Source organism: Allobosea sp. BH3, from assembly GCF_025499465.1.
Lineage (GTDB): Bacteria > Pseudomonadota > Alphaproteobacteria > Rhizobiales > Beijerinckiaceae > Allobosea.
The window spans coordinates 123,416-140,248 of sequence record NZ_JAIMCA010000002.1 but is presented as its reverse complement, the minus strand read 5'-3'; the positions used below and the strand labels follow the sequence as shown (position 1 = coordinate 140,248).

The 16,833-nt window shown below is 67.6% G+C and carries 17 protein-coding genes; 10 read left to right on the top strand and 7 right to left on the bottom strand.

What is annotated here, in order from left to right; genetic code table 11:
• Positions 1-23 precede the first annotated feature (23 nt).
• The gene (locus BoBH3_RS05675; protein WP_262329803.1) at positions 24-1,793 is read left to right on the top strand and encodes a tetratricopeptide repeat protein; all 1,770 of its coding nucleotides are present in this window, start codon (positions 24-26) and stop codon (positions 1,791-1,793) included.
• Between the two features lie 40 nt (positions 1,794-1,833).
• Positions 1,834-2,703, top strand: a complete 870-nt coding sequence (locus BoBH3_RS05670) for a 4-(cytidine 5'-diphospho)-2-C-methyl-D-erythritol kinase (protein ID WP_262329802.1) — start codon at positions 1,834-1,836, stop codon at positions 2,701-2,703.
• A gap of 104 nt (positions 2,704-2,807) precedes the next feature.
• Here BoBH3_RS05670 and BoBH3_RS05665 read toward each other — a convergent pair whose 3' ends face one another.
• Positions 2,808-3,824 (bottom strand): polyprenyl synthetase family protein, encoded by a 1,017-nt coding sequence (locus tag BoBH3_RS05665; protein WP_410050559.1) that lies wholly within the window; start codon positions 3,822-3,824, stop codon positions 2,808-2,810.
• A 136-nt stretch (positions 3,825-3,960) separates the two neighbouring features.
• On the opposite strand from BoBH3_RS05665, the gene BoBH3_RS05660 reads away from it, so the two are divergent.
• Complete coding sequence (locus BoBH3_RS05660; protein WP_410050558.1) at positions 3,961-4,206, top strand: putative signal transducing protein; 246 nt, start codon at positions 3,961-3,963, stop codon at positions 4,204-4,206.
• The gene (locus BoBH3_RS05655; RefSeq protein WP_262329801.1) at positions 4,199-4,972 is read left to right on the top strand and encodes a tRNA1(Val) (adenine(37)-N6)-methyltransferase; all 774 of its coding nucleotides are present in this window, start codon (positions 4,199-4,201) and stop codon (positions 4,970-4,972) included. The genes BoBH3_RS05660 and BoBH3_RS05655 overlap by 8 nt, the downstream gene beginning before the upstream one ends.
• Here BoBH3_RS05655 and BoBH3_RS05650 read toward each other — a convergent pair whose 3' ends face one another.
• From BoBH3_RS05650 to BoBH3_RS05640, 3 genes are all read right to left on the bottom strand, one after another.
• The gene (locus tag BoBH3_RS05650) at positions 4,973-5,281 is read right to left on the bottom strand and encodes a hypothetical protein (RefSeq protein WP_262329800.1); all 309 of its coding nucleotides are present in this window, start codon (positions 5,279-5,281) and stop codon (positions 4,973-4,975) included. It lies immediately after the preceding gene.
• A 120-nt stretch (positions 5,282-5,401) separates the two neighbouring features.
• Entirely contained in the window at positions 5,402-5,695 is a 294-nt protein-coding gene (locus BoBH3_RS05645) for a hypothetical protein (protein WP_262329799.1), read from the bottom strand.
• A 145-nt stretch (positions 5,696-5,840) separates the two neighbouring features.
• Entirely contained in the window at positions 5,841-6,107 is a 267-nt protein-coding gene (locus tag BoBH3_RS05640) for a hypothetical protein (protein WP_262329798.1), read from the bottom strand.
• A 243-nt stretch (positions 6,108-6,350) separates the two neighbouring features.
• Between BoBH3_RS05640 and BoBH3_RS05635 the strand changes: the two genes are divergently transcribed.
• From BoBH3_RS05635 to upp, 6 genes are all read left to right on the top strand, one after another.
• On the top strand, positions 6,351-7,253 hold the full coding sequence (locus BoBH3_RS05635) for a glycine--tRNA ligase subunit alpha (protein ID WP_262330433.1): 903 nt from the start codon (positions 6,351-6,353) through the stop codon (positions 7,251-7,253).
• A complete protein-coding gene (gene glyS, locus BoBH3_RS05630) occupies positions 7,253-9,391 on the top strand; it encodes a glycine--tRNA ligase subunit beta (protein ID WP_262329797.1) in 2,139 nt (712 codons plus the stop codon). The genes BoBH3_RS05635 and glyS overlap by 1 nt, the downstream gene beginning before the upstream one ends.
• 340 nt (positions 9,392-9,731) lie before the next feature.
• A complete protein-coding gene (locus tag BoBH3_RS05625) occupies positions 9,732-9,893 on the top strand; it encodes a Thivi_2564 family membrane protein (RefSeq protein ID WP_262329796.1) in 162 nt (53 codons plus the stop codon).
• Between the two features lie 213 nt (positions 9,894-10,106).
• Positions 10,107-11,369 (top strand): GTP cyclohydrolase II, encoded by a 1,263-nt coding sequence (locus BoBH3_RS05620; RefSeq protein ID WP_262329795.1) that lies wholly within the window; start codon positions 10,107-10,109, stop codon positions 11,367-11,369.
• Positions 11,370-11,539: 170 nt separating this feature from the next.
• On the top strand, positions 11,540-12,757 hold the full coding sequence (locus BoBH3_RS05615) for a URC4/urg3 family protein (RefSeq protein ID WP_410050557.1): 1,218 nt from the start codon (positions 11,540-11,542) through the stop codon (positions 12,755-12,757).
• Between the two features lie 141 nt (positions 12,758-12,898).
• Positions 12,899-13,540: a uracil phosphoribosyltransferase gene (gene upp, locus BoBH3_RS05610; protein WP_262329794.1), complete on the top strand. Its 642-nt coding sequence runs from the start codon at positions 12,899-12,901 to the stop codon at positions 13,538-13,540.
• Between the two features lie 80 nt (positions 13,541-13,620).
• Here upp and BoBH3_RS05605 read toward each other — a convergent pair whose 3' ends face one another.
• The 3 genes from BoBH3_RS05605 to BoBH3_RS05595 all read right to left on the bottom strand — a co-directional run bounded on the left by BoBH3_RS05605 (position 13,621) and on the right by BoBH3_RS05595 (position 16,831).
• Entirely contained in the window at positions 13,621-14,046 is a 426-nt protein-coding gene (locus BoBH3_RS05605) for a DUF1236 domain-containing protein (RefSeq protein WP_262329793.1), read from the bottom strand.
• Positions 14,047-14,275: 229 nt separating this feature from the next.
• Positions 14,276-15,250, bottom strand: coding sequence for a tripartite tricarboxylate transporter substrate-binding protein (locus BoBH3_RS05600; protein WP_262329792.1), 975 nt, complete (start codon positions 15,248-15,250; stop codon positions 14,276-14,278).
• Positions 15,251-15,331: 81 nt separating this feature from the next.
• The gene (locus BoBH3_RS05595) at positions 15,332-16,831 is read right to left on the bottom strand and encodes a tripartite tricarboxylate transporter permease (protein WP_262329791.1); all 1,500 of its coding nucleotides are present in this window, start codon (positions 16,829-16,831) and stop codon (positions 15,332-15,334) included.
• Positions 16,832-16,833: the final 2 nt, after the last annotated feature.

Sequence of the window (16,833 nt, the reverse complement as noted above, 5' to 3'; positions counted from 1 at the left end):
GTGAGGCAGCGGACCGAGGGAGAATGGCCGTCGTGACATTAGTTAAGAAGCTGCGTGCCTCCGGTACGGCCGCCGCGTTGTCGTTGTTGATGGTCCTGCCGGTCGCCGCCCAGGGCGCTACGGCTCCCCGCTCCGCCGATTCGCTAGAACCCGCCGACAGCCTCGAGGGAAACTACCTCGCGGCGATCGTGGCGGGTGCGTCGCGTGATCTCGGCGCGGCCTCGGTCTATCTGCGGGAGGCGGTTCGGGAAGACCCCGGCAACAATGATCTGCTGGAGCGCGCCTTCGTCGCCTTCCTGGCCGACGGGGCGATGCCCGATGCCTTCCGCGCGGCCGATCGACTGATCCAGCAGGATCCCAGCAACGGCCTGGCGCAGCTCGTCATCGGCATCCGCGCCATCAAGCAGAAGAACTACCAGACGGCGCGCAACCATCTCCAGCGCGGTGGACGCGGCCGCGCTGCCGACATCACCGCGACGCTGCTTTCTGCCTGGTCCTATCTCGGCTCCGGCAACTCCAAGCGTGCCGTCGAGACGCTGGAGCGGCTGAAGGGCGAGCCCTCCTACAACCTCTTCCGCGACTACCATGCCGGCTTGATTCTCGACGCCGCCGGGCGCAAGGCCGATGCCGAGAAGCGGCTGAAGGCGGCCTATGACGCCGAGAAGACGACGCTGCGCCTCGTCGATCTCTGGGCGCGCTTCCAGGCCCGCAACGGCGATTTCGCAGCCGCTGCCTCGACCTATGCCGATTTCGACCGCCTGCTGCCCAACCATCCGGTGATCCGGGAGGGCATGGGGCTGGTGGCGAAGAAGGACGCTCCGTCGCGCCAGATCGCGACCGCGCAGCAGGGCGCGGCCGAGGTGCTCTACGGCCTCGCCAGCGCCGGCAACCGCCAGGGCGATGAGGCCGCGGCGCTGCTCTACCTGCGCATGGCGATCTATCTCGATCCCAGCCACGACCTCGCGATCCTGACGCTTGGCGACATCCTCGAACGCGCCCGCCAGCCGGAGGACGCTGTCGCGGTCTACGACAAGATGCCGGTCTCCTCGCCGCTGCGTCCCAATGCGGAGATCCAGGCGGGTCTGGCGCTGGAGAATCTCGGCAAGCCCGAAGAGGCCGTGAAGCATCTCGACAAGGTCATCGCCGAGCGGCCGGACGACGTCGACGCGCTGTCTGCGCTCGGCAACATCTACCGTTCGCGGAAGCTCTTCAGCGAGGCGGCGGCGACCTATGACAAGGCCATCGGCAAGCTCGCCTCGCCGGGCCGCGCCAACTGGGACCTGTATTATTTCCGTGGCATCGCCCGCGAGCGCATCAATCGCTGGCCGGAGGCCGAGGCCGATCTGCGCAAGGCCCTGGAGCTTCTGCCCGAGCCGCTGGGCCGCGAGCGCGCGCTGGTGCTGAACTATCTCGGCTACTCGCTGGTCGACAAGCATCTCAAGCTCGACGAGGGGCTCGACATGCTGCGCCGCGCCGTCGAACTCAGGCCGCGCGACGGCTACATCATCGATTCGCTCGGCTGGGCCTATTACCGGCTCGGGCGCTACGACGATGCGTCGCGCGAGATCGAGCGCGCTGCCGAGCTTCGCCCCTCCGACCCGGTCATCAACGACCATCTCGGCGACGCCTATTGGCGCACCGGCCGGCAGCTCGAGGCCAAGTTCCAGTGGAACCATGCCCGCGATCTCAAGCCTGAGCCGGAAGACCTGTCGAAGATCCTGCGCAAGATCGAGCGTGGGCTCGAGGAGCCCTCGGCCAACGTGACCGAGGAGACCAAGAAGGACGGCGGCTGACGCTCCGCGCGTCGCTGCGCCCTTTCAAATCGGGACCGCCGTGGCTCCATCGCTGACGACGCGCGCGCGCGCCAAGGTCAATCTGGATCTGAGGGTACTGGGCCGCCGCGAGGACGGCTATCACGAGCTCGAAAGCCTCGTCGCCTTCGCCGGCATCGGCGATACGCTGACGCTCGTTCCGGGTGAACCGCTCGCGCTGTCGATAGCCGGGCCGCGCTCGGCGGGGCTCGAGGCCGATGACGGAAACCTCGTGCTGCGGGCCACCCGCTTGCTCGAAAAGATGTTTCCGGGCCTGCGCGCGGGGCGTTTCCATCTCGTCAAGCGGCTGCCGGTGGCGGCAGGAATAGGTGGAGGCTCCGCCGATGCGGCGGCGGCTCTGCGCTTGCTTGCGCGCCTGAACGGCATCGCCTCGAACGATTCGATTTTGCGGGAAGTCGCCGCCGGCGTCGGCGCCGATGTGCCGGTCTGCCTTGATTCGCGCGCCCGGCTGATGGCCGGGATCGGCGAGGAGCTCGGCCCGAGCCTGCGCCTGCCGCCACTCTTCGCCGTGCTGGTCAATCCGGGCGTGGCGGTCGAGACGGTCGCCGTCTTCCGGGCGCTGGGATTGAGCCATGGCGAGCGCCTCGCCGCGCCGCGAGGGCAGGGCGACTACGGCAAGGGCGCGGATGTCCTGCCGCGCCTTCTCCGGTCCGAAAACGATCTGGCTGCGCCGGCGCGCCGTCTCGCGCCTGTGATCGACGAGGTGCTGGAGCGGCTGTCCGCGCTGCCGGGCTGTCGGTTCGCCCGCATGTCGGGCTCCGGCGCAACCTGCTTCGCGCTGTTTGACGATTGCCGTGCCAGCGCCGCGGCAGCGAAGGCGCTGGCGAAAGTCCGGCCGGGCTGGTGGGTGAAGGCGACGTTGCTGGGCTAGCTGCCGGGCGTCATGCTCGGGCTTGACCCGAGCATCTCTTGCAGGAGCAGGCTGGTTTCCGAGGCGGTCGGGTCAAGCCCGACCACGACGCGCAAGCTCTATACTCAATGCGCCCGCGCGACGCAGAAATCGACCGCCGCGTTCAGCGCCTGCTTCATCGGCGAGGATGGGAACAGGCCGAGCGCGTCCTTGGCCATGTTCGCATAATGCTCGGCGCGGGCGATGGTGTCGTCGAGCGCGCGGTGGCGGCGCATGATCGCCTGCGCTTCCTCCAGATCGCCCTCGCGGACCTCGCCCTGCGCCAGCGTGCGCTTCCAGAAGGCGCGCTCCGCCTCGTCGCCGCGCCGGAAGGAGAGCACGACGGGCAGTGTGATCTTGCCCTCGCGGAAATCGTCGCCGGTGTTCTTGCCGAGCTTGGCCGCGACGCCGCCATAGTCGAGCGCGTCGTCGATGAGCTGGAAGGCGATGCCGAGATTGAGGCCGTAGCTGCGGCAGGCGGCGGTATTCGCCTTTGAGGAACCGGCGATCACCGGCCCGACCTCGCAAGCGGCGGCGAAGAGCTCGGCCGTCTTGCCGCGGATGACCGCGAGGTATTCGTCCTCGGTCGTCTCGGTGTTCTTGGCGACGGAGAGCTGGAATACCTCGCCCTCCGCGATCACCGCCGCGGCGGTGGAGAGGATGTCGAGCGCCCTGAGAGAGCCGACCTCGACCATCATGCGGAAGGCCTGGCCGAGCAGGAAGTCCCCGACCAGAACGCTCGCCTCGTTGCCCCAGAGCATGCGGGCCGCGAGCTTGCCGCGGCGCATGTCGCTCTGGTCGACGACGTCGTCATGAAGCAGCGTGGCGGTGTGCATGAACTCGACCGAGGCGGCGAGCTTGACGTGCCCCTCGCCCTCGTAGCCGCAGAGATTGGCCATGGCGAGCGTCAGCATCGGCCGCAGCCGCTTGCCGCCCGACGAGATCAGGTGGTTGGCAACCTCGGGGATCATGGTCACGTCGGAGCCCGTGCGCGACAGGATCATCGCATTGACGCGCTCCATGTCCTCGCGCGTCCGCGCGACCAGCGGCTCGATGCTCGCCTGGCTCGCTTCCCGTTCCTCGAAGGATAGGACGACACCCACTGAACGCACTCCGGCTCGAACGCGCGCCAGCGCGGCGCGCGCTCGCAAGCCATGCCACAATCGGCGCATGGGGCGCCAGCCCCCCGCGATTGGCCGCGACGCCGCAGTCGCTCTTCGAACCCTTGCGCCGGAGGGCATGCTCGGGCTCCATGGGCCGATGCATGAGCTGCTGCGCACCAACGATCTCATCCTTCTCGGCGCCGTCGAGGCGCTGCTGGCTTCGGCCGGCCTCGACTGCTTGATCGCCGATCAGCATATGAGCGCGCTCGAAGGCATGATCGGTGCCTTTCCGCGCCGGCTGCTGGTGCGGGAGGAAGACAAGCGCCGGGCTCGCGCTCTCTTGATCGAGGCCGGCTACGGCGCCGAGCTGCGCGATGAGTGAGTCGGACGGACAGTCGGGACTGGGCGAGATCGTCGAGGACCATCTGCTCGACGGACGCCTCACCCTGCGCCAGCCGCGCAAGGGCCACCGCGCCGGCAGCGACGCGATTCTTCTGGCGGCCGCGCTGCCGCAACTCGGCGCCGGCTCGTTGATCGACATGGGCGCGGGCGTCGGCACGGTCGGGCTCGCGGCGGCGCTGGCGCAGCCGGAGCTCAAGGTCACGCTGCTGGAGCGCGATCCCGAACTCGCGGCGCTGGCAGCGCAGAACGCCGCTCTCAACGGCATGGCGCAGCGCGTCGGCATCGTCGCGGGCGATGTCACGGCTGGGGCGTCTACGCTGTCGGCGCTCGGCCTGAAGCCGGCCTCCTTCGACGCGGTCGCGATGAACCCGCCCTTCTACCCGCCAGGCGAGACACGCGCCTCGCCGACGCCGAATCGAAGGGCGGCCCATGTCGCAGAGGGAGGCCTCGCGCCCTGGCTGAAGACGGCGCGGCGCCTGCTCAGGCCCGGCGGTCTCGTTGCGATCATCCACCGGGCCGAGGCGCTGCCGGAACTCCTGGCCGATCTCGGCACCGGTTTTGGCGGGCTCTCGATCCGGCCCATCCACGGCTTCGCGGAAAGGCCGGCGATCCGCGTCATCGTCTCGGGCGTCCTGAACGGCAGAAAGCCGGCAGAGTTGCTGCCGGCTTTCATCATCAACGGGGCCGATGGCCGCCTCACGCCCGAGAGCGACGCGGTGCATCGCGGCCGGGCCGCGATCGGCTAGCTACCAGTAGTAGCGCGGGCCGTAATAGGCCGGCGGCGGACCATAGAAGCGCGGCGGGCCGTAATAGCGCCGGGGACCATAATAGCGCGGCGGACCATAGTAGCGTGGCGGGCCGTAATAGCGGCGCGGGCCGTAATAGCGCCGGGGGCCGTAGTAGTATTGCGCCGGCTGGAGCAGGTCGCCGCCATCGGCGGCGAGAGCCGGCATCGATCCGGTCGCGACCGGTGCCGCTTCGGCGGAAGGCGCACTGAGGGCGGCCAGGCCCAGGGCACCGGCAGCAAAGGCAAAAACGAACATCGGTCGGACCATGACATCCTCCATGAGATAGAGCGCCGGCAACACCTGCCGCCTGACGAACGCCCCTTGGATCAAAGCCTGCGCCTCGGAGGCTGAACGGCGCCGGACGGCGATGTTCAGCCAATCTTCAGCTCAGCGGCAGACCCGCACGGGACGGATCACCCAACGATAACCGTTCCAGACCCTGCGGTCGGACCAGAAACAGCGCGGGCCGTAATAGCGGCGCGGGCCATAGTAGCGCGGCGGCCCATAATAGCGGCGCGGGCCGCGATAGTAATACTGCGCCTGCTCGACGAGGCCTTGCCCCGCCTGCGCGGTCTGCGTCGCGGCTGCGGAAACCGGCGCGGCGGAGGCGGGGGCGGTCATCAGGGCGGCGCCGCCCAGGGCGCCGGCCGCCGCAGCGGCGAGTAGCGTTGTCCTGAACATCCTGTTCTCCGTAAAGGGGCCACCGGCTGTCGCCGATGGCCAGCAAGTCGTCCCGCCGCGGAGCTTGGCTCGGATCGCCTGAACGGGGCGGGAATGCGCCGTTCAGGCTGGCTTCATCGCGCCGGGCGACCGGCGGCTCCTGCACTCAGCGGCAGACGCGCACGCGACGGTTGACCCAGAAGCGCCCGTTCCAGACCCGGCGGTTCGTCCAGAAGCAGCGCGAGCGGTAAACGGGGCGGCCGTAATGCGGACGCCCGCGGTGCCAGGCCTGCTGGACGAGGCCGGTCTCGGCCCCCAAAGCCAGCGCGGGCGCAGCCGAAATCGGGGCAGCGGAAGCCGGCGCGGCGCTGATGGCGGCGCCGAGCAGGGTGGCGGCGCCGAAGGCCGCGGCAATGATACGATTGGTCAGCATAGGCTACTCCTTGTCGTCTCCCCGCTGGCGCGGCCCGGATGCTCGCCCCGAACACTGCCGGCCATACGGTTGCTTCAGTCGATAGCAGACCGGATATGAACGAAAACTGTCCGGCTGCGGTTCCGCTGCCGCGCTTGACCATGGCTGAGCCTAACCCTAATCACCCGGGCACTCCTTTGTCATTCGGAAGGCTGCCGGCTGTTGTCCGCCCTCGCTCCGCTCACCACCGCCGCTTCCCCGGCCATGGACCCTACCCGCTCCTTCCAGGGGCTGCTGCTGACGCTGCAGCGCTTCTGGGCCGAGCGCGGCTGCGTCGTGCTGCAGCCCTATGACATGGAGGTCGGCGCCGGCACCTCCCATCCCGGCACGATGCTGCGCTCGCTCGGCCCGCTGCCGTGGCGCGCCGCCTATGTCCAGCCCTCCCGCAGGCCGAAGGACGGACGCTATGGCGAAAACCCCAATCGGTTGCAGCACTATTACCAGTTTCAGGTCATCCTGAAGCCGAATCCGCCCAATCTTCAGGAGCTCTATCTGGAGTCGCTGGCCGCCATCGGTATCGACATGGCGCTGCACGACATCCGCTTCGTCGAGGACGACTGGGAGAATCCGACACTCGGCGCCTGGGGCCTCGGCTGGGAATGCTGGTGCGACGGCATGGAGGTGAGCCAGTTCACCTATTTCCAGCAGGTCGCCGGCATCGAATGCGCGCCGGTTTCCGGCGAGTTGACCTATGGTCTCGAACGACTCGCCTGCTACCTGCAGAATGTCGAGAGCATCATGGAGCTCAATTTCAACGGGCTCGAAGGCGATCAGAAGGTCACCTATCGCGATGTTTTCCTACAGGCAGAGCAGGAATACTCGCGCTACAACTTCGAATATGCGGACACGGACGCGCTGTTCAGGCGCTTCGCCGAGGCAGAGGCGGAATGCCGCGCCCTGCTGGAAAAGGGCGAGGCCGGGGACCGACATCTCATGGTCCAGCCCGCTTATGACCAATGCCTGAAGGCCGGCCATACCTTTAACCTGCTCGATGCGCGCGGCGTGATCTCGGTCACCGAGCGGCAGAGCTACATCCTACGCGTGCGTGAGCTCGCCAAGGCCTGCGGCGCAGCCTGGCTGAAGACCGCCGGCGGGGGGGCTGCGTGATGCCTGATCTTCTGCTGGAACTGTTCTCCGAGGAAATCCCCGCGCGCATGCAGCGCAAGGCGGCGGAGGACCTGAAGAAGCTCGTCACCGATGCGCTGGTCGAGCGCGGCCTCGTCTATGAGGGCGCCAAGGCCTTCGCCACGCCGCGCCGTCTCGCGCTGCATGTCGCCGGCCTGCCCGTGCGCGGTCGCGACGTGCGCGAGGAGCGCAAGGGTCCGCGCGTCGGCGCGCCCGATGCCGCGATCCAGGGCTTCCTGAAGTCGGCGGGGCTTTCCTCGCTCGATCAGGCGACCATCGTCAGCGACCCGAAGAAGGGCGACTCTTACGTCGCGATCATCGAGAAGCCGGGGCAGGAGACTCATCTCGCCATCGCCGAGATCGTGCCGGCCGTGATCCGCGCCTTCCCCTGGCCGAAGTCGATGCGCTGGGGCAAGGCCTCCGCCGCCGGCGCCAGCCTGCGCTGGGTGCGCCCGCTCCACTCGATCCTCTGCACCTTCGGCGCCGAGACCGAGGAGCCGGAGGTCGTGCCCTTCGAGGTCGACGGCATCGTCTCGGGCAACACCACCTATGGCCACCGCTTTCACGCGCCCGGCCCGATCAAGGTGAAGCGGCTCGACGATTATGTCGCGTCGCTCGAGAAGGCGAAGGTCGTGCTCGATGCCGACCGCCGCAAGGAGATCATCCTCGCCGACGCCAAGGATCTTGCGCTCGCGCAGGGCCTGGAGCTGGTCGAGGATGAGGGGCTGCTGGAGGAGATCGCCGGTCTCGTCGAATGGCCGGTCGTGCTGATGGGCTCCTTCGAGGAGCGCTTCCTCGACATTCCAGGCGAGGCGATCCGCGCCACGATCCGCGCCAACCAGAAATGCTTCGTGCTGCGCGATCCTGCGACGGGCAATATCGCCAACCGCTTCATCCCGGTCTCGAACCTGATCGCCAGCGATGGCGGCGTCGCGATCACCGCCGGCAATAGCCGCGTCGTGCGCGCGCGACTCTCCGACGCTGCCTATTTCTGGCAGACCGACCGCAGCCCGCTGCCGGACCTCGACACCTTCAAGGAGAGCGCCGCCAAGCTCGGCCTCGATCTCGCCAAGCCGCTCGACCAGCGCATGGCCAAGCTCGACAAGCTCGGCGTCGTCTTCCACGCCAAGCTCGGCACGCAGGGCGAGCGCGTGCAGCGCATCGCCGCGCTGGCCAAGGAACTCGCGCCCATCGTCGGCGCCGATCCTGAGAAGGCGGAACGCGCCGCCAAGCTCGCCAAGGCCGACCTGCCGACCGAGATGGTCGGCGAGTTCCCCGAGCTTCAGGGCCTGATGGGCCGGAAATATGCAGAATTGCAGGGCGAGGAGGCTTCGGTCGCCGCGGCGGTCGAGGAGCATTACAAGCCGCTCGGCCCGTCCGACCGCGTGCCGACCGATCCGGTCTCGGTGGCTGTGGCGCTGGCCGACAAGCTCGACACGCTCGTGGGCTTCTGGGCCATCGACGAGAAGCCGACCGGCTCCAAGGACCCCTATGCACTGCGCCGCGCGGCGCTGGGCGTGATCCGGCTGGTGGTTGAGAACGGGGTGCGTTTCCCGCTCACGCAGGCCGTGAAGGACGCAGACCTCCTTTCCTTCTTCCACGACCGCCTGAAGGTCATGCTCCGCGACCAGGGCGCGCGGCATGATCTCGTCGACGCGGTGCTGGGCGAGGGCTCTTCGTCGAATGACGACCTCCTGCTCATCACCCGCCGCGTCGCCGCGCTCGGCCGCTTCCTCGAGGCCGAGGACGGCACGAACCTGCTCGCGGGCTACAAGCGCGCCGCCAACATCCTCAAGGCCGAGGAGAAGAAGGACGGCGAGGGCGCATTCGCGGGCGCCGCCGATCTCCACCTCATCGCCGAGGCCGGCCTGATCGAGGAGAAGGCGCTCGCCGTAGCACTGGCACAGGCCACGCCGAAGGCCGAGGCCGCGGTCGCCGCCGAGGACTATGAGGGCGCGATGGCCGCGCTCGCCGAAATCCGCCCGGCGGTCGATGCCTTCTTCGATAAGGTCATCGTCAACGATCCCGACCCGGCGCTCCGCGCCAACCGCCTGAAGCTGCTGAACCAGCTGAGGCAGGCGACGCGTGCGGTGGCCGATTTCGACCGCATCGCCGGCTGAATTAGCTCGGATAGCGCGGGATCCCCTCTCCGAGTGGGAGAGGGGTAGGGGTGAGGGCCTGCCGCCGATCGCGAAGGCTCACGATGGCCGAGCGCTTTCCGGTCAGCGCCAACTGGTTTTCCGTCCTTCCCTCACCCCTGCCCCTCTCCCATCCGGGAGAGGGGTTCTGCGTTTGCGGCTCGTGAGTTCATTTCAGGATCGCATCACCTCTTCGCCGGCGCACCGCCCATCGGAACCTACGTCCCCCTGCGACGTTGTGTCTCCGGGCTGACATGCCGCGAATGCGTCGCGGCGGGGCTCCCAGGGGGGCCGGTTCTCCGGCCGAGATACGGAGTTTTCAATGAGCATCCTGATTTCCCTGCTGATCACCATCCTGGTCATCGGCCTCGTGCTGTATCTGGTGCGGATGCTGCCGCTCGACGGCGCGATCAAGAACGTCGTCCAGATCATCGTCATCGTGATCGGCATCATCTCGCTGCTGCGCTATCTCGCGGTGTTCTAGGGGCAGTGCCGTCATGCTCGGGCTTGACCCGAGCATCTCGGAAACCAGTGCCATAGCGTTCTGAGATTCTTGGGTCGTCGCTGACGCGCCGCCCGAGAATGACGCTCACGCATCCTGATTGACGCCGAATCGCGCTTGCGTCACAATTGGTGAGGTCCAGAGGGCCCCGGACATCCGTCTCGGGGCCCTTTCCTATTCCGGGGCGACACCGCCATGAACGCGCCGAACCGCACGGGCCATATCAGGCTCACCTCGCATCCCGAGCCGGGCAGCGCCGCCGCGCGCTTCCCGATCCGATGGGGCGCCCCGACGGCGGCCGAGCGCGGGCCGATCATCGCCTCGACCACCAACCCGGCAGACCGCAACGTCATCGGCGCCCATGGCGGCTCCTACTCGGTCTATCGCGCGCTCGCCATCTCGGCCCGCGCGATGAATCCGTCACAGCGGCCGGACCTGACCAACACCCATCCCACCGCCGAGATCCGGCCGCAGCCGCAATGGGCCGATCCGAAGAGGATCGTCTCGCTGGACCCGTTCGGGCATACCGTCGCGGATGATTTCGGCAGGGCGATCGGCGAGGGCGTCGATATCCGGCCGACCATCGCCGTGACCAAGGCCAGGCTCAACCTGCCCGAGATCCTGGCGGCGATGGGTGCCCATCGTCTCGCTGCCGACGGCAACATCCTGCACGCCTCCGGCGATATCAGCGTCACCAAGATCGCGGTCGATCCCGTCTGGTATCTGCCCGGCATCGCCGAGCGCTTCGGCACCACCGAGAACGAGTTGCGCCGCACGCTCTTCGAGCAGACCGGCGGCATGTATCCCGAACTGGTGACGCGGCCGGACCTCAAGGTCTTCCTGCCGCCGATCGGCTCGATCACCGCCTATGTCATGGGCGAGGTTTCGGCGCTCTCCGACAGGCGCAGCCGCATCGCCTGCCGCGTCCATGACGAGTGCAACGGCTCCGATGTCTTCGGCTCGGATATCTGCACCTGCCGGCCCTATCTCATACACGGCATCGAGGAATGCGTGCGCGAGGCTCAAGGAGGCGGCGTCGGCCTCATCGTCTACAACCGCAAGGAGGGCAGGGCTCTCGGCGAGGTCACGAAGTTCCTCGTCTACAATGCCCGCAAGCGCCAGGAAGGCGGCGATTCCGCCGCGACCTATTTCGAGCGCACCGAATGCGTCGCCGGCGTGCAGGATGCCCGCTTTCAGCAGCTTATGCCGGATGTGCTGCACTGGCTCGGCGTGACGCGGATCGACCGCCTGATGTCGATGTCGAACATGAAATACGACGCGATGGTCGAAAGCGGCATCGAGATCGGCGAGCGTGTGGCCATCCCGCCCGAGCTGATCCCGCCGGATGCCTCCGTCGAGATCGAGGCCAAGAAGGCTGCGGGCTATTATGCGCCCGAGGGCGCGCCCGGCGATAATGCGCTCAAGGCGACCGTCGGCCGCGACCTCGACAAGTTCTGATATACTGAGCTGATCATGCCTTCGTTCGCTCGCAACGTTTTGGCTGCGCGCGCCCATCGCCCTCCCGCCGCTTGCGGTGGGGAGGGCGGAGAACTCCGGCTTTCTGCCGCCCTATCCCTGGCCCTTCCCCACCGCGAGAGGGGGGAAGGGAACATATGGTATGCTCCCTGATGCCCCTCCTGGACCCCGAGGCGTTCCGCGCCCTGCTGAAGCCTGCCGCGATCCGCGCCCGCGCGCATGAGATGCTGGAGCTCGGCCTTGCCGGCCGGCTGCTGCATTTCGGTGTCCTGCCGGGGCGGCTGGAGGCCTGCGCCGACTATGTGCTCGACACCATCCGCGCGAATTATCCCACGCTGGACATCCCGTTCCATGCGCGTTGGCGCCATTTCGTCGTCGGCGGGGAGGATCGCTGGAAGCGGCTCGACCGGGCGGCCGGCTTTCGCGATGCCGGCGAGCGCGGCCGCGCGGCGTATGACCTCGCCGTGGTCAGCGTCCTGCTCGATGCCGGCGCGGGGCCGGACTGGCGCTATCGCGACCCGCTGAGCGGAGAGGCGATCGGCCGCTCTGAGGGGCTGGCTCTGGCTTCGCTCGACATGTTCGCCGCCGGCCTGTTCTCCAGCGACCCGGCCAAGCCGCTGCGGGCCGATGCGATGGCCCTGAAACGCCTCGATTCGGCTGCGCTGGCGCGTGGCTTCCAGGCGGGCGCACAGAATCCGTTGCTCGCAGTGGAGGGGCGTTCGGCGTTGCTGAACCGGCTGGGCGAGGAGCTCGAAAGGCAGGGGCTGAGCCGTCCGGGCGAGCTCTTCGACCGCTTCGTCGCCGCGGCGGATACGGGCACCATCCGGGCCGCCCATATGCTCAGCGAGGTCCTGGCGACCTTTGGCGGCATCTGGCCCTCGCGGCTGACGCTCGCCGGCGTGCCGCTGGGCGACACCTGGCGCCATCCCCTGATCGCGCAGGGCGAACCCGCGGAGGGTCTCGTCCCCTTCCACAAGCTCTCGCAATGGCTGACCTACTCGCTGATCGAGCCGCTGCAATGGGCCGGTATCGCGGTCATCGACATCGACGACATGACCGGCCTGCCGGAATATCGGAATGGCGGGCTCTTCCTCGACCTGGGCGTCATCGCGCTGAAGGACGAGGCGGATCGCGGCCGGGTGCATGAGGTCTCCTCGCCGCTGGTCGTCGAATGGCGAGCGCTGACGGTCGCGCTGCTCGACGAGGTCGGCGCCCTGGTCCGCAAGCGGCTCGGCCGTTCGCGCGAGGAGCTGCCGCTCGCCAAGGTGCTGGAGGGAGGCACCTGGGCCGCCGGCCGGCGCATCGCGCGCGAAAAACGCGTGGATGGCGGCCCGCCCTTGACGATTATCAGCGACGGAACGGTATTCTAGGCTTGAATAAGCCAGCCCTCATCCTGAGGAGCCGCGAAAGCGGCGTCTCGAAGGATGCTCCAGAGCGTGCTGGATCATCCTTCGAGACGCGGGCTCGCGCCCGCTCCTCAGGATGAGGGCTGGGAAGAAGAGAGGGAAACGATGACTTCGAGCCAGGACGGCGTCACCGTCGTCGACCACCCGCTGGTGCAGCACAAGCTGACGCTGATGCGGGAGAAGGACCGTTCGACCAAGAGCTTCCGCCAACTCCTCAACGAGATCGGCATGCTGCTCTGCTACGAGGTGACGCGGGACCTGCCGACCGAGCTGGTCGAGATCGAGACGCCGCTGACCAAGACCATGCAGCCGCTGATCGCCGGGAAGAAGCTCGTCTTCGTGCCGATCCTGCGGGCCGGTGTCGGCTTCCTCGACGGCATGCTGGAACTGGTGCCGGCGGCGCGCGTCGCCCATATCGGCCTCTATCGCGATCCGGACACGCTGCAGGCGGTCGAGTACTACTTCAAGGCGCCCTCCGATATCGCCGACCGTATGGTCGTTGTCATGGACCCGATGCTGGCCACGGCGAACTCTGCGGTTGCCGCCGTCGACCGGCTGAAGGAGCGCGGCGCCAAGGATCTGCGCTTCGTCTGCCTGCTCGCAGCGCCGGAGGGGATCGCCCATCTGCGGGGTGCCCATCCCGACGTCCGCATCTGGACGGCCGCGATCGACGAGAAGCTGAACGATCACGGCTATATCGTCCCCGGCCTCGGCGATGCCGGGGACCGCATGTTCGGTACGCGCTGATAAAAAAGGCCCGCTCCGTGTGGAGCGGGCCTCGTCCGAAGGCAGGTGGTTGTCGCGGCCCAGTGCCTTCTTCGTGGTTATCAGTCGATGACCTGAATGATGCGACGGGTCTGCGGCTCGACGATGACCGCGCGGTCGTTCACGACCGTGTAGCGATACTGCGACGGGCCATACTCCGCCGGCAGCGGCCGGTAGACGACGCCCTGCTCGGGCAGGACCGTGCCGACGGCGACCGGATCGGCATAGCGATAGGACGGCACGCGCTGCTCGACGACATAGGTGCGGAACTTGGGCTCCGCCGCGTCGCCGATGATGGCGCCGACCACGGCACCGCCAACGCCGCCGACAGCCGCGCCGACCGGGCCGCCGACGATGGCGCCACCGATGGCGCCCGAGGTCGCGCCGCTCACGGCACCGCCCGTGGCGCCGCCGCTGGGCTGGTTCTGGGCAAGAGCAATGGCCGGGGTAGCGGCAAGCGCCGCAACGAGAATGAACTTCTTCAGCATGATCGTCTCTCCTTCCGAAGTGAACTTCGGCGAGACAACCGTAAGAGAGGTCAAACGGTTCCCATTCATTGGTCACGAGATGTTAACGGCGTGACATGGCAACAGGAAAACTGCGTTTCCTCAAGAGCTTACCAGTTCAGCGGAGGAGCCTTCGCCGATTGGCGGTATCCGGAAACGAAAGCGGCGGGCCCGGAGGCCCGCCGCGGAAAGGCTCGGCTGAAGCCTTGCTTTACTGCTTCGGCGCGGCCGAGAGCGCAGGCGTCAGCTTGTCTGCGTCACGCTTGATCAGGGCTGCGAAGCCGGCAGGCGTCCGCTCCTCGGCCGTCGGCAGCACAGTGCCGAGATCGAGCAGGCGCTTCTTGGTGCCCTCGTCGTTGAGCGCCTTGTTCAGAGCGTCGACGAGCTTGTCGATGGCCTCCTTCGGCATGCCCTTTGGGCCGGCGATGCCGTTCCAGGCCTCGATCTGGTACTCGGGCAGGCCGGCTTCCTTGGTGGTCGGCACGTCGGGCAGCGCCGGCGAGCGCTGGGCCGAGGCGACCGCATAGGCCTTGATCGTGTTGGCGCGGACCTGTTCAGCCACGGAGACGATCTGGTCGCACATGAAGTCGACCTGGCCGGAGACGAGGTCGTTCAGCGCCGGGCCGGTGCCGCGATAGGCGACGGCGTTGATCTTCGGCGTGCCCAGGACGCCCTTGAGCAGGGTGCAGGTCGTCCAGGAGACCGAGCCGAGGCCGGCATGGGCCTCGTTCACCTTGTCGGCGTTCGCTTTCACATAGGTGACGAACTCCTTCAGGTCCTTCGGCTCGAAATTCTTGCGCGCCACGATCAGGATCGGCGTGCCGCCGGCAAGCCCGATGGTCTGCATGCCGTTGATCGGGTCGTATTTCAGGCCGGGATAGGTGGCCGGCGCAGCCGAGAAGGTGCCCAGATGCCCCATCGCGATGGTGTAGCCGTCCGGCGCGGCGGTGACGGCGCGCGCGATGCCGGTCGTGCCGCCGGCGCCGGCGACGTTCTCGATCACGATCTGCTGGCCGAGCGTCTTCGACATGTGGTCGGCGACGATGCGGGCGATGATGTCGGTCGGCCCGCCGGCGGCGAAAGGCACGATCATGGTGACGGGCTTCGTCGGATAGGCTTGGGCGTGGGCGTTGCCGGAAACGGCCAGCGCCGCGGCAGCGGCGAGGCCGAGAACGAGCTTCTTCATGCGTATTCCTCCGAAAGCTTGATCATTTTTTGAGCGTGGTCGGGCTTACACTGACGAGGTGCCGCGGGAGCGGCAACCCCGTCATTCGGTGAACACCTCGTCACGCTTCTTCGACATCGAGGGCAGCAGGGCGATGGCGAGCACAGCCACGGCGACGAGCAGCAGGCCTGCCGAGATCGGCCGCTCGACGAAGGTGAAGAACGAGCCGCGCGAGATGATCAGCGCCTGCCTGAGCTTCTCCTCCATCAGCTTGCCGAGCACGAACCCGAGCAGGAGCGGCGCCGGCTCGAAGCCGAGCTTGATCAACAGGTAGCCGAACAGGCCGAACAGCGCCGTGAAGGCGACGTCGAGCGGCTGGTTGTTCACCGAGTAGATGCCGATGCAGCAGAAGATCAGGATCGCCGGGAACATCAGCCGGTAAGGCACCTGCAGCAGCTTCACCCACATGCCGACTAGCGGCAGGTTGATGACGAGCAGCATCAGGTTGCCGAGCCACATCGAGGCGATCATGCCCCAGAACAGGTCCGGGTTGCGGGTCATCACCTGTGGGCCGGGAATGATGCCGTGGATCGTCATCGCGCCGACCATCAGCGCCATCACCGCATTCGGCGGAATGCCGAGGGTGAGCAGCGGGATGAAGGCGGTCTGCGCACCGGCGTTGTTAGCCGATTCCGGTCCGGCAACGCCCTCGATCGCGCCCTTGCCGAAGCGGGACGGATCCTTGGCGAGCTTCTTCTCCATCGTATAGCTGGCGAAGGGGCCGAGCACCGCCCCGTTGCCGGGCAGGATGCCGAGGATGCCGCCGATGGCGGTGCCGCGCAGCACCGGCTTGATCGACTGCTTGATGTCATCCCAGCCCGGCAGCAGCCGGCCGATCTTGTTCTTGACGACGTCGCGCGCCTCCGGGGCTTCGAGATTGCGCAGCACCTCGGCGAAACCGAAGACGCCCATCGCCAGCACCGAGAAGTCGATGCCGTCCGAAAGCGAGGGAATGCCGAAGGTCAGCCGCTCCTGGCCGGTCTCGAGGTCGGTACCGACAGTTGAGAACAGCAGGCCCAGCATGATCATGCAGAAGGCCTTGAGGATCGAGCCGCGCGCGAGCACCACCGCGAAGCACAGGCCCATCACCATCAGCGAGAAATATTCCGCCGGGCCGAAGAGCAGCGCGAGCCGCGTCAGCGGGGCGCCCAGGGCTGCGATGATGACGGTGGCGACGCAGCCGGCGAAGAAGGAGCCGATCGCGGCCGTGCCGAGCGCCACGCCGGCGCGGCCCTGCTTGGCCATCTGGTGGCCGTCCAGCGTGGTGACGACGGAGGTCGCCTCGCCGGGGATGTTGACCAGGATAGCCGTGGTCGAGCCGCCATACTGCGCGCCGTAATAGATGCCGGCGAGCATGATCAGTGCGCCGGTCGGGTCGAGCCCGAAGGTGATCGGCAGCAGGATCGAGATGGTGGCGATCGGTCCGACGCCGGGCAGCACGCCGATCAGCGTGCCGACGAGACAGCCGACGAAGCAAAGCCCGATGTTCTTGAGCGTCAGTGCGACGCTGAAGCCGAGCGAAAGGTTGGCGAGCATATCCATCG

Coding starts and splice junctions, on each gene's coding strand:
- BoBH3_RS05620 (WP_262329795.1), top strand. CDS start 10,107: ATGAACGCGCCGAACCGCACGGGCCATATCAGGCTCACCTCGCATCCC.
- BoBH3_RS05650 (WP_262329800.1), bottom strand. CDS start 5,281: ATGGTCCGACCGATGTTCGTTTTTGCCTTTGCTGCCGGTGCCCTGGGC.
- BoBH3_RS05655 (WP_262329801.1), top strand. CDS start 4,199: ATGAGTGAGTCGGACGGACAGTCGGGACTGGGCGAGATCGTCGAGGAC.
- BoBH3_RS05640 (WP_262329798.1), bottom strand. CDS start 6,107: ATGCTGACCAATCGTATCATTGCCGCGGCCTTCGGCGCCGCCACCCTG.
- BoBH3_RS05635 (WP_262330433.1), top strand. CDS start 6,351: ATGGACCCTACCCGCTCCTTCCAGGGGCTGCTGCTGACGCTGCAGCGC.
- BoBH3_RS05625 (WP_262329796.1), top strand. CDS start 9,732: ATGAGCATCCTGATTTCCCTGCTGATCACCATCCTGGTCATCGGCCTC.
- BoBH3_RS05595 (WP_262329791.1), bottom strand. CDS start 16,831: ATGGATATGCTCGCCAACCTTTCGCTCGGCTTCAGCGTCGCACTGACG.
- BoBH3_RS05675 (WP_262329803.1), top strand. CDS start 24: ATGGCCGTCGTGACATTAGTTAAGAAGCTGCGTGCCTCCGGTACGGCC.
- glyS (WP_262329797.1), top strand. CDS start 7,253: ATGCCTGATCTTCTGCTGGAACTGTTCTCCGAGGAAATCCCCGCGCGC.
- BoBH3_RS05615 (WP_410050557.1), top strand. CDS start 11,540: ATGCCCCTCCTGGACCCCGAGGCGTTCCGCGCCCTGCTGAAGCCTGCC.
- upp (WP_262329794.1), top strand. CDS start 12,899: ATGACTTCGAGCCAGGACGGCGTCACCGTCGTCGACCACCCGCTGGTG.
- BoBH3_RS05600 (WP_262329792.1), bottom strand. CDS start 15,250: ATGAAGAAGCTCGTTCTCGGCCTCGCCGCTGCCGCGGCGCTGGCCGTT.
- BoBH3_RS05605 (WP_262329793.1), bottom strand. CDS start 14,046: ATGCTGAAGAAGTTCATTCTCGTTGCGGCGCTTGCCGCTACCCCGGCC.
- BoBH3_RS05660 (WP_410050558.1), top strand. CDS start 3,961: ATGCTCGGGCTCCATGGGCCGATGCATGAGCTGCTGCGCACCAACGAT.
- BoBH3_RS05645 (WP_262329799.1), bottom strand. CDS start 5,695: ATGTTCAGGACAACGCTACTCGCCGCTGCGGCGGCCGGCGCCCTGGGC.